The sequence below is a fragment of the Gordonia sp. 852002-51296_SCH5728562-b genome, assembly GCF_001665475.1.
GTDB classification, from domain to species: Bacteria; Actinomycetota; Actinomycetes; order Mycobacteriales; family Mycobacteriaceae; genus Gordonia; species Gordonia sputi.
The window spans coordinates 1-14,120 of record NZ_LZMI01000095.1 but is presented as its reverse complement, the minus strand read 5'-3'; the positions used below and the strand labels follow the sequence as shown (position 1 = coordinate 14,120).

Annotated in this window: 13 protein-coding genes and 2 pseudogenes; 7 read left to right on the top strand and 8 right to left on the bottom strand. The window is 64.3% G+C overall.

Annotation, left to right across the window (positions count from 1 at the left end; genetic code table 11):
* Positions 1-58 precede the first annotated feature (58 nt).
* From A5766_RS16870 to A5766_RS16845, 6 genes and pseudogenes are all read right to left on the bottom strand, one after another.
* Positions 59-1,033, bottom strand: a complete 975-nt coding sequence (locus A5766_RS16870; protein WP_064861610.1) for a hypothetical protein — start codon at positions 1,031-1,033, stop codon at positions 59-61.
* 93 nt (positions 1,034-1,126) lie between these two features.
* On the bottom strand, positions 1,127-2,608 hold the full coding sequence (locus tag A5766_RS16865; RefSeq protein WP_064905619.1) for a hypothetical protein: 1,482 nt from the start codon (positions 2,606-2,608) through the stop codon (positions 1,127-1,129).
* Positions 2,609-2,613: 5 nt separating this feature from the next.
* Positions 2,614-4,053: a DUF2252 domain-containing protein gene (locus tag A5766_RS16860; protein WP_064905618.1), complete on the bottom strand. Its 1,440-nt coding sequence runs from the start codon at positions 4,051-4,053 to the stop codon at positions 2,614-2,616.
* Positions 4,054-4,074: 21 nt separating this feature from the next.
* Positions 4,075-4,482, bottom strand: a pseudogene (locus A5766_RS16855) (DUF7144 family membrane protein).
* A gap of 83 nt (positions 4,483-4,565) precedes the next feature.
* Positions 4,566-4,868, bottom strand: coding sequence for an SHOCT domain-containing protein (locus A5766_RS16850; protein ID WP_064861607.1), 303 nt, complete (start codon positions 4,866-4,868; stop codon positions 4,566-4,568).
* 91 nt (positions 4,869-4,959) lie between these two features.
* Positions 4,960-5,415 (bottom strand): DUF6325 family protein, encoded by a 456-nt coding sequence (locus A5766_RS16845; protein ID WP_064861606.1) that lies wholly within the window; start codon positions 5,413-5,415, stop codon positions 4,960-4,962.
* A 77-nt stretch (positions 5,416-5,492) separates the two neighbouring features.
* Between A5766_RS16845 and A5766_RS25455 the strand changes: the two are divergent.
* From A5766_RS25455 to A5766_RS16825, 5 genes and pseudogenes are all read left to right on the top strand, one after another.
* Positions 5,493-5,897, top strand: a pseudogene (locus A5766_RS25455) (DUF1254 domain-containing protein); the annotation flags it as partial.
* Between the two features lie 83 nt (positions 5,898-5,980).
* A complete protein-coding gene (locus A5766_RS25350; RefSeq protein WP_269449456.1) occupies positions 5,981-6,871 on the top strand; it encodes a DUF1254 domain-containing protein in 891 nt (296 codons plus the stop codon).
* Positions 6,872-7,171: 300 nt separating this feature from the next.
* The gene (locus tag A5766_RS16835) at positions 7,172-8,548 is read left to right on the top strand and encodes an FAD-dependent oxidoreductase (protein WP_231894689.1); all 1,377 of its coding nucleotides are present in this window, start codon (positions 7,172-7,174) and stop codon (positions 8,546-8,548) included.
* A 140-nt stretch (positions 8,549-8,688) separates the two neighbouring features.
* A complete protein-coding gene (locus A5766_RS25450; RefSeq protein ID WP_064905614.1) occupies positions 8,689-8,913 on the top strand; it encodes a hypothetical protein in 225 nt (74 codons plus the stop codon).
* A gap of 11 nt (positions 8,914-8,924) precedes the next feature.
* Positions 8,925-9,716, top strand: coding sequence for a hypothetical protein (locus tag A5766_RS16825; RefSeq protein ID WP_064905612.1), 792 nt, complete (start codon positions 8,925-8,927; stop codon positions 9,714-9,716).
* A 61-nt stretch (positions 9,717-9,777) separates the two neighbouring features.
* Here A5766_RS16825 and A5766_RS16820 read toward each other — a convergent pair whose 3' ends face one another.
* Positions 9,778-10,653 (bottom strand): LysR family transcriptional regulator, encoded by an 876-nt coding sequence (locus A5766_RS16820; protein WP_197501518.1) that lies wholly within the window; start codon positions 10,651-10,653, stop codon positions 9,778-9,780.
* Positions 10,654-10,737: 84 nt separating this feature from the next.
* On the opposite strand from A5766_RS16820, the gene A5766_RS16815 reads away from it, so the two are divergent.
* Positions 10,738-11,973 carry an MFS transporter gene (locus A5766_RS16815; protein WP_156527499.1) on the top strand — a complete coding sequence of 412 codons (1,236 nt, stop codon included), beginning with the start codon at positions 10,738-10,740 and terminating at the stop codon, positions 11,971-11,973.
* 4 nt (positions 11,974-11,977) lie between these two features.
* Here A5766_RS16815 and A5766_RS16810 read toward each other — a convergent pair whose 3' ends face one another.
* The gene (locus A5766_RS16810; RefSeq protein ID WP_064905607.1) at positions 11,978-12,862 is read right to left on the bottom strand and encodes a LysR family transcriptional regulator; all 885 of its coding nucleotides are present in this window, start codon (positions 12,860-12,862) and stop codon (positions 11,978-11,980) included.
* Positions 12,863-12,986: 124 nt separating this feature from the next.
* Between A5766_RS16810 and A5766_RS16805 the strand changes: the two genes are divergently transcribed.
* On the top strand, positions 12,987-14,009 hold the full coding sequence (locus A5766_RS16805) for an LLM class flavin-dependent oxidoreductase (RefSeq protein WP_064905605.1): 1,023 nt from the start codon (positions 12,987-12,989) through the stop codon (positions 14,007-14,009).
* The last annotated feature ends 111 nt before the right edge of the window (positions 14,010-14,120 follow it).

The window sequence follows — 14,120 nt, the reverse complement described above, 5'->3', positions numbered from 1 at the left end:
TGGGCACAGCTGGCATCCTTCCAGGCCGCCCGGCAGGGCAAGCCAGATCAGATGTCACCTACTCGTGCACCAGCCCCAGATCGGCGCAGACAACCGGTGGCACGCTTGTGGCAAGCAGGAATTCACGGTCGTCGGTAGCCACCCTGGCCAGTACCTCTTCGAGAAGGTACGACGCCACCAACTTGCCACTGCCACCGAAGCCTGTCAGTGCCGCATGCACATCACCGCCGTATTCGACTGTCGCACTGAGCAAGGCCAACCGGATTCCGGCAGGCCAGCCTTGCGTCCGGTCCATCAAGCGGTCCCGACTCTTCGCATCCACCGCCACTCCGATGCGTGCACACAGCTCGTCTGCCCCGGCCGGCGTGAACGCCAGGACCGCGGCGTCGATCTCTCGGAGCCTTCCCATCACCTGCAGACGGCGCAACGGTATTCGCGGTTCGACGCGGGAGATGAGGACGAGATGCACAGTGGGAACACCACACTCGATCACCAGGTGGATCGATTTCAGAACGTCTGCCGACGTGAGGCGTTGGAAATCATCGATCACCAGTGTCACCAGCTCGGGCAGGAAAGACAGGGCATCAACCAGACCCGCCACGTCAGAGTCCCCGAACGCCGGACCCGGCATGAACTCGGTCACGCGCGCTTCGCCGGCCACCACCGGAAGCATGCGAAGAGCACTGATCACGTCGTGCCAGAATGCCGCCACTCCGGCGCCTTCGCCCGCGGCAAGCCACGCGGTCCGATCACGACGGTGTGCCCCCTGCGCCCACGCTGCGACAGCGAGAGTCTTTCCGTAGCCGGCTGCGGCACACACCAAGCTCACGTCGCCGCCTCGCGCAGAGTCGAGAATCTCGTCGATGCGAGGACGCGCCACAAACCCGGGAGGCAACGACGGCGACGAGAACCGCAGACTCAGAATCGGCGGTGCTGCGGCAGTTGTGTCGGGCGCGTTGGTGTCCGCCTCGATCGCGTCGGGATCCCCCTCGCCGCCCTGCCCATGTCGCTGGGAGGGTACCGCGCCTTTCATGCAGAGCATGGTACGACGACCAGCACGAATGCGTCGGCGAAATCTTGGTCGCGAGAGCGCGTACGACCTGCTATCGCTCCGGCGACATGCGGTTCAGTTCGCTCGGGCAGTGTCAGTCGAATCGACTACGACTCCGGCCGCGTCTTCGGCGACAGCGGTCTCGGTCACGACGGTTTCGGTCACAACAGCTTCTGGGACGACAGCTTCTGGGACTTCTCCGCGGCGCGCGGGAGCGATGGCAAATTCGAACGCCGCCAGGATGAGGCACGCGACGACCACCACCCAGAAGACGACCATGCCTGTCGGGTAGTGCCAGAACATGAGGACGAACGCAGCGATTATCGGGACCCCGAGACGCACGACGTACCGTAGCCGCCACAGTTGGGCCTCCACCATCGACGCCGAGCGTTGCTTTCGGCGACGATCGATCGTTTCGAATCCCCCGCCGATGACACGTCGAGTGGCGGCAGCCGCCCGGGTTCCTCCTGCGAAGAAGCCCACAAGTGCCAGGACGAGTCCGAGCACCGCCACCGCACGAAGGGCAGTGCGCAGCGGACCGATCACGGTGTCGAAGATCGCCTGGGCGGCGGCGGGAGACAAGACGTCTGTAGGCACGTTGTTCAGGTAGATCGTGCGACCGACGATGATGCCGATTGCCAATACCAGCATCGCGACGACGACCGCAATCCCGACTGCTGTCAGGGTTCGGATACGGCGACCGACGCCTGCGAGCCCGATCGCAGCGAGTGCGACAAGAATCGCAAGCCACGGCAGCACGGTGGCTACCTTGTCGAGCGACTTCACGAGGTTCTGCGCCCGAGCGAGTTCCTTGGACTGCCAGATGACGAACTGCTTGTTCACCACGGGAATCTTGTCGGCGAAGGCGAACCCCTGTGCACTCAGCCGCTGCTTCACCTGGGTGATGATCGGCCCGAGCTCGATGCTGATCGATCCGTTGGTCGTGTCGACATTCACCGCGCCATGCTGCGTATCACCGGTCACCGCCGCAACAACAGCATCGTGTGCTTCGCGATTGGCCGTCGTCCACAACGCAGCGAACTGATCAGAGCCGACGAACTGCGCCACCGTGCTGTGGATAAAGCTCTCCGCCTGTGCGCTGATCACCGGAGCGAGTCCGGTGATCGCCTGATCCACGCGCGGACGATCGGCCGGTGTGAGTTGAGTCAGTTCGTTGAGCGCATTCGACGTCACCTCTTCAACGTTCACCTGCTGATTGATCTCGTTCGTGATCGATGTGGTGATCTGTTGCTGCGCTGCGGGATTGGATGCCAGTGGCGCGACGGTCGATACGTAGTGATCGGTGTCGAGGATCTGACTCCTGACATACCGCGTGGTGACCGACAGCAGCGTGAGCACCGCACACAGTACGACCAGCACCACGACCCCGACCATTAGCCAGTTGATCCGCCGTCGCTTGGACTCCTTGCCCACACCCGCCGGTTGCCCCGATCTGATCTCGGCGACCTCGATGCGCAGACGTTCTAGTTCGGCCCGTTCGTCTGCGTCGAGACCACGTCCCGATTCGCCTTCCGCAATCACGATCTTCTCGGGCATTCGCGTCACCGCTCGTCGGGGACGGCCGAAACCGCACCTGCCCGGATCGCGTCGACGAACACACGATGATCCTCGTCATTCCTCTTCGCATAGCGCGATGCGAAACGCCTTATAGCCCTGTCGAATTCGTCGTCGTCGCCAAGATAGTTCGCTATGGCGACCGCATCTCCCGACCGACCGTGACCGTAAGCGAGGACTCGACCGCACGCCCGCCCGTAGACCTCAAGTCCCTGTGGGTCCAGACCCTCCACGACGATGGATCCCTTTGCGTCGCGAAGCTGCCTGAGGTAGAGATCACGCCGAACCCCATCGGCCCCGGGACCACTAGACCACCCCAGGAACACGTCGCTGACTGCTTGCGTGAGTCGCTGCCCCTCCACCACCCGCCTGCCCTCGTTGTCATACTTTGGGCCGTCGAGATACCGTGCGAGAACAGACTTCTCGGCTTGCTTGGCTTGGAGAAGCAGCACATCGGATTCGTCTCGTCCGACCATCAGCAAGACCCACGCCTGAGTTCCCACGCTGCCGACCCCGACCACCTTGCGCGCCATGCGGACAAAGGTGAATCTGTCGAACAGCACGCGGTAGTGAGGAGCAAGCGTCGCGCGAAGAGCGTCGACACGATCGGCCAGCTGACCATACAGACGCGCTGTGACCTCAGCGTCCCACAGTTCTTCGATGGGCACGATGAGCGGAGGTTGGCTGACGAACCGCAGTTCGCCGTCGACGGTTGTGGTCAGCTTCTTGAGCGCAGACAGACTGTCGCGCGTCCACGCCTTGTCGATCTGCTTTCGCACGTTCTTGGCGGTCGACGAATCGATGAGATCACGTATATTGACCAGTTTTCGAGAAGGTTCGGCGCGTCGATACCAACCGTCCAACGTGTCGAGTCCCGCGAGCGACGCGATGGACTCCCTGTACTCGCGGGCACATGCACCTGCGATCCGCTTGGCGGTCTTGCTGTCGAATCCGTTGCCGCGTGCCGCAACCACGAGACTCGCGGCCAGTCGCTTCACGTCCCATTCGAACGGCCCAGGATAGGTTTCGTCGAAGTCGTTGACGTCGAACGCCAATTTGCGCTCGGGCGTGGCGTACAACCCGAAATTGGACAGATGCGCGTCGCCACACAGTTGCACGGTCAGACCTGAATTCTCGGTTCGAGCCAGATCATCGGCCATCACAAGTGCCGCACCGCGATAGAAGGTGAAGGGAGACACGGCCATTCGCCCGTACCTGACCGGGACGAGTTCTGGGACTCGGGTACGCGCCTGATCCTGGAGCAGACCTATCGGATCACGGTCGGAGGCGTCGCCCAGGTCGCCGATTTCGCTGAGCGGCAATCGCACCCGCGCCTGCAACCCCAGATACACACTCTCGGCACGAGTCCTGCGGCCAGGGCCACCGTAGGACGTCGTCGCCTCCGCGGAATCGATCACGCCGGTCATCGTCGTCTCCTCGCGCCCGGGTCAGATCTCGTCGGTCTCAGGACTCCACGCCGCCAACGCCCAGATTCCGACAATCGCGAGGGCGATCAGCGTGATCGACCACTACGGGTAGTACGGGATCCACAGAAAGTTGGCAATCACGGAGAGCGACAAGACCACGATTGCGAGCACTCGCGCAAAAGTCTTCCCGAAGAACACCGCGATACCTGTCGCCGCGACGACCAGACCCATGATCAGGTGAATCCAACCCCAGGTCGTGAGATTGAACTTGTAGATGTAGTTGGTGCCTACGACGAACACGTTGTCGGCCGCGACGGCGGAGACACCCTGGAGAAACTCCAGTATCCCGACGACGAGCAGGACGCATCCGGCAACGATGGATAGTCCGCCTGCCCAACGCTGCTTCGTGGAGGGTTGTGAGGTTGTCATGAATTATCCTTATCGATGTAGCTGTTCTCGATGTGGCTGTTAACGATTTGGTTAGCAATGAACACTGATGGATCGGCTGATTGTCAGAGACTGAGGATACGTCTCTTTTCTGCTTCGAATTCCGTTTCGGTGAGAACCCCTGAGCTTCGGAGTTCACCGAGCTTCGTCAACGCTGCAATTCGGTCATCGGTCGCCGCACCTTGTTCAACGGGAGCCGGCGGTTCGGGGTTCTGGACGGGCGGTGCGGCAGCGTATGCCTGGGGTGCGGTCTCGGCCGACCGTCTGGCCCACCGCTCGCCTTGACGACGCGACACCCTGTTGGACACCGCGGTTGCAGTCCCTGCAACGACGGCTGTTCGGGCGACCCCGCGGAGTAGTCCGGGCATGGTTGTTACCTGCGCTTTCTCTTTCGAGTGGTGTGGTGAAACGGTCGTGGCGTCCGGACCAGGGCGGAGTCTCGAGATCGGCCGACACGGATCAGTCGGTTGTGCCGAGGGCCTCGAGAATCGCGTTGACGGGAATTCGCCCGGACGCGACCAGTTGAGCGCCGGCCCGCCGCAGGTCAGTGGCGAACGGAGCCGCCCACACGTTCTCGTAGACGACGAGGACGCCGAGGCACCCGTCTGCCAGTGCCGACGCCGCGTCGGCGAGATCCTGATCGTCCAACAGCCCGCTCGACGCCTCCGCGAGGATGTCGGCGTCCAGGTCAGCACCGACGTCGATATCCGAGATCTCAAGGGCAGCAACGCCATCACCCTCTCGTCGGATCACAGCGAGATCCAACACGCTGATCACACCGCGATCGACGAGGTCGACCAGATGTATCAACGCGGACCCGTCCGGATTGTGATCAGCAGGAAATTCGACGAGAAGGTAGTCGATGGGTCCCAATTCCACAGGACCCGTTTCCACATCGGCAGAGATTTCGGTCATATTCCACATGCTGACATCGAACCCGATGGGACGACATCACCCGAAAGGGATGAGACTTCTCCACTCATACGATTCGAATGATCGAAATCGCGGGTCGATCGTCGAGTCTTGAGACCATGACGACATCGAAACCCCTCACCGGCGATACCGCGAGCCTGGCAGCGGAAGCCTACGTCTATGCGTATCCGCTGGTCATCATGGAGGTCAGCCGTCGACAACAGACAGCACGAGAATCCGCAGGCAAACCGGGGTTCGGAGCCGCGAACACCTTCCACCACATGCGTGCGTTTCCGTCTGCGGATTTCCGCGCAATCGTGCGCCCCAATTTCGACACGCTGTACTCCTCCGCGTGGCTCGATCTCACCGGCGGGCCGGTCCTGATCGACCTGCCCGACAGCGGCGGGCGTTACTACATGCTGCCGCTACTGGACATGTGGACCGACGTGTTCGCGGTTCCCGGATCCCGCACCACGGGAGACTCCGAACGACGAATCATGGTGATAGGTCCGGGTTTTGACGGCGATGTACCCGACGATGCCCTCATCATCGAGGCCCGACGCCGTACGTGTGGGCCATCGGCCGGTCGCAGACCAACGGCCCGAGCGACTACGACGCCGTCGGCAAGTTTCAGGACGGCTTCACCATCACCACGTTGGGCGGCCCGACTCGACCCGAGTCGAGTACTCCCATCGACCTTGACACCGAACCACTGCGCATCGTCGGAGAACTCACTGCTCCCGAGTTCTTCAGGCTCGCAGCAGAGGTACTGACGACGACGCCACCGCACCTCACGGATCAGTCTGTGCTGGCGCGTATCGCAGCAATCGGGATCGTCCCTGGACTGGAGTTCGACACATCGCGATTCGACGAGGCCGGCCTCGCGGCACTCGAGTCGGGTATCGCGTCGGCGCGGAAGAAGCTGCCTGATCTCTCCGGCCTCGGTGATCGCGTGAACGGCTGGCAGATCATCTCGCGGTCCGTCGGCGTCTACGGCAACGACTACTTTCAGCGAGCGCAGATCGCGCTGGTCGGGTTGGGTGCCAATCCGCCCGAGGATGCGATCTATCCCGTCGCCCTGGTCGACGACGACGGCCAGCCACTCGACGGGCACAACGATTACACGATCACGTTTCCCGCCGATGGCCTTCCACCCGTGGATGCCTTCCGGTCGGTGACGATGTACGACGCCGAGGGCTATCAGGTCGCCAATGAACTCAACCGGTTCGCGCTGGGCGACCGCGACGAACTGCGGTTCAACGACGACGGTTCGCTCGTCTTGTATCTGCAGCACGAGAATCCCGGCGGCGAGAAGACCGATAACTGGCTTCCCGCGCCACGGGCCGCGCTCGGCGTCACGATGCGCCTGTACGCCCCGCGCGCAGAGGTTCTCGACGGCACGTGGGCGCCGCCCGCGGTGCACTGCGTGAAGCGCGCGTCTGCAGAAGGTAAGGCTTGATCCGCCCGGGATGCGACGTCGCGTCTCACCCACGTCGATAGATTCAGCGCGCCGTCCGACGAGGAAAACTGCGTCACCCGTACCAATTGTGAGGCCCACTACGATTTGCCTGGTCACAGCGACAACGCGCGCAACCGCGCGGACCATTGAGGCATGCAGATGATAGTTCTCCTGGTCTCCGTGCTCGTCGCGCTGCCGCTCGTCGTCGCGGGCATCGGTGTCGTCATCGGTAAGGTCGTGAGCGCCGATCTCTGACCTCCTGCACGCTGCGCGTCGTCGAACGCGAGTAGCGTGACGCGGGTGGAACGCATCGTCGTCGTTGGCGCGGACGCCGCCGGCATGAGTGCTGCTCACCAGGCACTTCGGACAGCAGAGGTCACCGGGCGCAGCATCGAGGTGATAGCGCTCGAGCAGACGTCGGATACGTCGTACTCGGCATGCGGCATCCCGTACCTCGTCGGCGGCCTCGTCGACTCCGACGCCAATCTCGTCGCACGCAGCGCCGCGCAACACCGAGAACTCGGCGTCGACCTCCGCATGGGGATGACGGTCACCGCAATCGACCGCGAGCGCAAGGTCGTCTCGGTGACGTCGGAGTTCGACGAGTCGTCGGAGGTCGCTTACGACCAACTCGTGTTGTGTACCGGCGCCTCGGCGATGCTCCCGGACTGGGCGCACGACGCGAACGGCACGTTGATCGACGGTGTCCATCCGGCGAAAACCCTTGATGACGCCCGGTATTGGCTCGATCTGATCGCCGGCTCCGGCCGTCGAGGAGTCGTGATCGGCGGCGGCTACATCGGAGTGGAGATGGCAGAGGCCTTGGCGGAGCGCGGATTCCAGACCACGATCGCCACACGCACCAGGGTGATGAGCAAGCTCGACCCAGAGATGAGCGATCGCATCGAAGAGGGTATGCGAGCCGCAGGGGTCACCGTCCTGACCGACACAGTCGTCGCGAGCGCCGACGCCGAGGGCGGCAGAATACGTTCCGTCACAACAGTTTCCGGAGATGTGATCGAAGCCGACGTCGTGGTACTCGCGCTGGGCGTTCGACCGTCGACCTCACTGGGCGCCGCGGCAGGGTTGCCGATCGGCGTTCACGGCGGGTATCTACCCGACGACCACCAGCGCGTCGCCGACGACATCTGGGCGGCAGGCGACTGCTGCGAGTCTCTCGACCGGATGACCGGGGAGCGAATCTTCGCGCCGCTCGGAACACACGCCAACAAGCAGGGTCGGGTCTGCGGTTTCAATCTCGGCGGCGACGAGAGCAAACGTTTCGCCGGCGTGTTGGCGACCGCCATCACCCGATTCTCTTCCGGCCCAACCTATCTGGAGATAGCGCGAACGGGCATGAACACCGAGGTCGCCGCGCGATTCGGACACGACGCCCTCACGCTGATCACCCAGAGTGACACCGCGAGCGGCTATATGGCCGAAGCCACGCCGATCACCGTGCTGCTCACCGCAGACAAGACGACCCGCCGCATCCTCGGCGCGCAGATCGTCGGCGGAGCGCAGTCGGGTAAGCGGATCGACACCGTCGCCGCGGCGCTGTGGGGCGAGATGACCGTCGACGATCTGGCCGAGATGGACCTCGCGTACGCCCCGCCGTTCGCAACCGTCTGGGAGGCAGTGCAATTGGCCTCCCGGCGGGTGTCCGAGCGGCTCTGAGCCCCGAGCTCCCGCTCACCGATTTCCTTGCGGCTTATTGAATTCAATGAGCCGGAGGCAAATGGGTGAGCGGGAAGGTCGACGTCGAACTCAATCGGTGCGGAGCGGAACCTCGCGGCCCACCGCGGCGTCGAAGCTGCATGACGGACTCCACCATCGGTCTCCCCGGCTACCCGCTCGACGAGTTCGGCCTGATCCGACGCGGAGCCGCGAAGACGGCGGCATTCAGCGACAACGAGCTCTGCGCCGCGGTCAACCGCGGCCGACTGACAGACTCGTACCCGGCGTATTCGTACCGCACACAACAGAATTCGACGGCCATGCGGGTGCCCAGGCGCTGCACCGGCTCACCTCGATCGCGGTAGTCACGTCGGAGTTGAGCGCCGACACGCCACACGTACTCAGCCACGTCTCGGCAGCGACGATGCACGGGCTGCGCATGCTCAAACCGAACCTCTCGCACGTTCACATGACGACCGGCCGCGCATCGGGAGGATCGGTCCGCAGCCTGCGCCACCTGCACGGGGTGCCGCTCAGCGACGACGAGATCACCGAGGTCGACGGCATCCGGGTCACCTCGATCGAACGCACAGCGGTCGACGTCGCGTCGAGCGGCGACTTCGCCCAGGCAATGACCGTCCTCGAGGCTGCTCTGGCAGCGGGTGCCGACCGGGAGAAGATGTCGGAGATCCTGGGCGCTCGACGTCGGCGCGGCGCGCAACACGCTCGACGGGCCCTCCCACTCGCGAACGGCCTCTCTCAGAGCGTCGGCGAATCATGGAGCAGCGCACAGATGTACGAGGCAGACCTGCCCGTGCCGCGTCAGCAACACCGCTTCGTCTGCCCGTCCGGCACGTACGAGACGGACTTCGATTGGGACGGCAAGTTGATCGGCGAGTTCGACGGTCTGGCCAAGTACGGACGTCTGCTCCGCGAAGGCGAGTCGCCCGAGGACGCGGTGGTCCGCGAGAAGCTGCGAGAGGACGAGCTGCGGGGACTCGACACGATGGTGGTCCGCTGGGTCTGGGCCACGCTCGAGCGCCGGCAGCTCGCCGGCCTTCTGCGCCCGTGGCTGGTGACCTTCGAAATCATCCCGGCCGACCACGGTTCGCGCTCACCGGTTTACTTCCCGCTTATTGAATCCAATAAGCGGGAGGGAAACGGGTGAGCGGGAGCGCGGGGCCGCGGGAAACGGGTGAGCGGGAGCGCGGTCGACGAGCCTGCGCGCCTCAGCCGTCGGCCGTGCTCTGCGCGAGCACGAAGTCCCGAAAGCGCGACGCGACGTCGCTCAGCGGCCGACCGCGAAACCAGGTCAGCCCGATCTCGCGCGTTTCACCCGCGAGCGGAATGAGTTCGACGCCGGGATGGCGCGCCGACTCCTCGACCGGCACCACTCCGACGCCGAGCCCCGCGGCGACGAGGCCGGATACCGTCGCGAGCTCCGACGATTCGAAGGCGATCGCGGGCGTGAGATCGTGTGCGGCGCAGATCTCGTCGAAGATCCGCCGCATGCCGTAGCCGTGTTGCATCACGATGAACTCCTCGTCGGCGGCCTCGGCGATACCTATGGTCTCCCGGCCCGAGAAGCGGTGATCGCGGGGCACCACGAGCGCGAGTTCTTGTTCGGCGACGCGCGCCCACGCCATGTCGGTGCGCATCGGGCGGGGCGCGACGATCGCGAGGTCGGCGTCGCCGTCGACGACATGCCCGACGACGGTCGCCGCCGCATCTTGGGTCAGCGTGAAACGCGCCGATGGGTTCTCCACCCGGAACCGGCTGATGAGGTCGGGCACCAACCCCAGCCCGAACGAATGCAGGAACGCCAACCGCACCGCCCCGCGCGCCGGAGCGCGCATCTCCTCGACCTCCCGACGCCCGGCTTCCAACTGCGACGCCGCGCGACGCGCCCTGTCGAGGTAGGCGCGTCCGAACCGGTTCAGCACGAGGCGTCGACCGTCGCGGTCGAAGAGCGGCACGCCGAGGTCGCGTTCGAGACGGCCCAGGAAGCGCGAGAGCGTCGGCTGTGACGAATGGACCCGCTCGGCGGCCGCGGTCAGGTTCTCTGCCTCGGCGATGGCGATGAACCACCGCAGGTCGTCGTGCATCACGCCATTCTAGCTGGAGTTATTCATTGTTGAATGATGTGACGGCTAAACATTCATTTCCTAATGACGGCGGCGCAGCTCAGGATGGATGGAGTGACAGCAACCGTCCTCCCAGTGACCACCGACCTCGCGCCCGTCAAGCACTCACCCGGCTCGCCCGGGTATCGGCGTGCCACACTCTCGCTGTTCGCAGCCGGGATGACGACGTTCATGGCGCTGTATTACGTGCAGGGTCTGTTGCCCCAACTGTCGTCACACTTCGACGTCTCGCCGACGACGTCGGCTCTGGCGGTCTCGCTCACGACCGGCCTGCTCGCCGTCGCGATCATCCCGGCGAGCGCGCTGTCGGAGCGGTATGGTCGCGTGCGCCTCATGGTCGGCTCCGCGGTTGCCGCTTCGGTCATCGGACTACTGCTTCCGTGGGCGCCGTCGATCGAGCTACTCCTGGCCGGACGCGCCCTGCAGGGACTGCTGTGTGCCGGAGTGCCCGCCGTCGCCATGGCGTATCTGGCCGAAGAAGTCGACGGCGTGTCGCTCGGCGGCGCGATGGGCCGCTACGTCGCGGGTACGACGATCGGCGGTCTGGTCGGACGGCTCATTCCTGGCTTTGCTGTCGACTTTGTGTCCTGGCAGTGGGCACTCGAGATCGCCGCGCTGGTGTCCCTGGCGTTCGCGATTGCGTTCTGGCGCATGGTGCCCGGCTCACAGTTCTTCACTCCGCAGCCTGTCTCCCTACGCACGACCGGACGCAATCTGGTTGCGCACCTTCGTGATCCGGGCCTGCTGTCGCTCTTCGCCCTGGCCTTCGTGCTGATGGGTGGCTTTGTCACCGTCTACAACTTCATCGGATATCGGCTTCTGGGTGGTCCTTTCGGACTGCCGGCGGGAATCGTGGCAGCAATCTTCTTCATGTACCTGGCAGGCACGGTGTCGTCGGCTTGGGGTGGCAGGCTGGCCGACCGCCTGGGCCGACGCCGGGTTCTCGTGAGTGCGACGTCGATCATGCTCGTGGGATTGTTGATCACGATTCCGGACCATCTGTGGTCCGTGATCATCGGGCTATTCCTCTTCACCGCAGGCTTTTTCGCCGCGCACTCGGTGGCGAGCGGTTGGGTGTCCGCACGGGCTACCGAGCATCGCGCCGAGGCGTCGTCGCTGTATCTCTTCCACTACTATCTCGGCAGTTCCGTGGTGGGTGCGCTCGGCGGCCTGATGTACTCGGCATTCGGCTGGGCGGGGGTCGCGGCGTACGTCGGAACTCTTACCGCCGCAGGGGTTCTGCTGGCGGCGCTTCCGCGGCGTCGACGTTCGGCGGGGTGAGCGCTCAGGCGCCATACCTGGCGGCCGCGGCAGTGAGGGCGTCGACCACCGATGTGACTGCTCGACGCGGACGCGGTCTGGTTAGCGCCTCGTAGACGCGCGCCGCTCGAACACCCTGCAATTCAAGCGGTTTCACCCCCGGATGACGTGACGCGTGACGCGGCATCAGCGCGATTCCGTGACCAGAAGCGACGAGTGCCTCGATGGTCGTGAAGTCGAGCATTCGCTGCGTCACCCTCGGTGCCACACCTGTGATGGCCGAGATCGACAGCAGCACATCGTCGACAGGGAAACCACCCTCGACACTGATCCAATCATGGTCCGCCAGCTCGGTGACCGACACCGAATCACGCTCTGCAAGAGCTGAATTGCGCGATACGACCACGTCGAGTGGCTCGCGCATCAACTCGGTGACGCGCACGCGCGGCGAACTGACAGGTGGTGTCCGCTCGTCGCGGTGTGTCACCACGACGTCGAAGTCGGCGAGGGCCGGCGGAGCGTCGGGATAGCCGACGTCGAGGTGCGACGCGTCGATCTCGATCGCATCGGAGGCAGCGCGGTCGAGGACGGCCGGCAGGAGGAGTGTCGCGCCAGAGGGGAACATTGCTAGCCGGACCCGTGATCGGCCGGAGCGGTACGCGGCCATCTCCTCCTGCGCCCGCTCAACCGCGGCGATCACCTCGTCGGCCCGAAGCACCAGAGCCTGCCCAGCCGAAGTCAGTCGCACCCGCCGACCGTCGGCCTCGAGCAGTTCGACGCCCGCCTCCTTGGTGAGCACCTTGAACTGCTGCGAGACGGCCGACGGCGTTATGTGCATCGCGTCGGCGACCGCCCCCACGGAACCGCGGTCGGCGAACTCCCTCAGCAGCCGCAGGCGCTTGACGTCCATGAAGCGATGCTACGACGACGCTTGGTCGTGCGGCCTTGATGCTTAACTATCTTGCGGCACGTAGCAACACCGTTCCTGCAGTCCAACGGCGGAATAAATGGACCACGGTCCGGTTATATCTGACATGACCAAGAAAATCGGCTTCCTGTCCTTTGGACACTGGTCGGCGTCTCCGGGTTCGCAAGCCCAGACGGCGTCAGATGTCTTGCATCAATCCATCGACCTCGCTGTTGCCGTCGAAGAGCTCGGCGCAGACGGCGCGTACTTCCGCGTGCACCACTTCGCACGCCAGCTCGGCTCGCCATTTCCGCTGCTCGCGGCGGTCGGTGCAAAGACCAACAGCATTGAGATCGGCACCGGCGTGATCGACATGCGCTACGAGAATCCCATGTACATGGCTGAGGACGCGGGTGCGGCCGACCTCATCTCCGACGGTCGACTCCAGCTCGGTATCAGCAGGGGATCCCCCGAGCAGGTGATCGACGGGTACAAGTACTTCGGGTACGTCCCGGCCGAGGGTGAAACCGACGCCGACATGGCGCGACAACACACCGACGTCTTCCTCAAGGTGATCGAGGGTGCGGAGTTCGCGCAGCCCAACCCGCGGCCGATGTTCCCCAACCCGCCGGGCATGCTGCGCATCGAGCCCTACTCCGAGGGTCTGCGCGACCGCATCTGGTGGGGCGCGGGCAGCCGGGCTACCGCCGAGTGGACTGCCCAGAAGGGCATGAACCTCATGAGTTCGACGCTGCTGACCGAGGACACGGGCATCCCGTTCCACAAGTTGCAGGCCGAGCAGATCGAGCGCTTCCGCGATGCGTGGGAGAAGGCCGGCCACACTCGTGAGCCGCGAGTCTCGGTGAGCCGCAGCATCTTCCCGCTGACGACCGACATGGACCGCGCCTACTTCGGACGCGATCGCAACGACCAGGATCAGGTCGGCCACCTCGAAGGCGGGCTTGCACGGTTCGGGCGTAGCTACGCCGCAGAGCCCGACAAGCTCATCGAAGAGCTGCGCGAAGACGAGGCCATCGCGGCCGCCGACACGCTGCTACTGACAATCCCCAACCAGCTCGGCGTCGAATACAACGCCCACGTGATGGAGTCGATCCTCAACGACGTCGCTCCCGCACTCGGCTGGCGGTAGTACCCTTCTAGTGTTCTGAGTCATTAATTCGTGCGCAGTAGTGGGCGATGGAGTCGAGGATCTGGTCAGCGGTCTTGACCCACACGTAGGGGCGGGGGTTGTCGTTCCAGG

Excerpts from the sequence above, each read along its gene's own strand:
- A5766_RS16870 (WP_064861610.1), bottom strand. The coding sequence starts at position 1,033 with ATGAAAGGCGCGGTACCCTCCCAGCGACATGGGCAGGGCGGCGAGGGG.
- A5766_RS16865 (WP_064905619.1), bottom strand. The coding sequence starts at position 2,608 with ATGCCCGAGAAGATCGTGATTGCGGAAGGCGAATCGGGACGTGGTCTC.
- A5766_RS16860 (WP_064905618.1), bottom strand. The coding sequence starts at position 4,053 with ATGACCGGCGTGATCGATTCCGCGGAGGCGACGACGTCCTACGGTGGC.
- A5766_RS16850 (WP_064861607.1), bottom strand. The coding sequence starts at position 4,868 with ATGCCCGGACTACTCCGCGGGGTCGCCCGAACAGCCGTCGTTGCAGGG.
- A5766_RS16845 (WP_064861606.1), bottom strand. The coding sequence starts at position 5,415 with ATGACCGAAATCTCTGCCGATGTGGAAACGGGTCCTGTGGAATTGGGA.
- A5766_RS25450 (WP_064905614.1), top strand. The coding sequence starts at position 8,689 with ATGACGGACTCCACCATCGGTCTCCCCGGCTACCCGCTCGACGAGTTC.
- A5766_RS16820 (WP_197501518.1), bottom strand. The coding sequence starts at position 10,653 with ATGCACGACGACCTGCGGTGGTTCATCGCCATCGCCGAGGCAGAGAAC.
- A5766_RS16815 (WP_156527499.1), top strand. The coding sequence starts at position 10,738 with ATGGATGGAGTGACAGCAACCGTCCTCCCAGTGACCACCGACCTCGCG.
- A5766_RS16810 (WP_064905607.1), bottom strand. The coding sequence starts at position 12,862 with ATGGACGTCAAGCGCCTGCGGCTGCTGAGGGAGTTCGCCGACCGCGGT.
- A5766_RS16805 (WP_064905605.1), top strand. The coding sequence starts at position 12,987 with ATGACCAAGAAAATCGGCTTCCTGTCCTTTGGACACTGGTCGGCGTCT.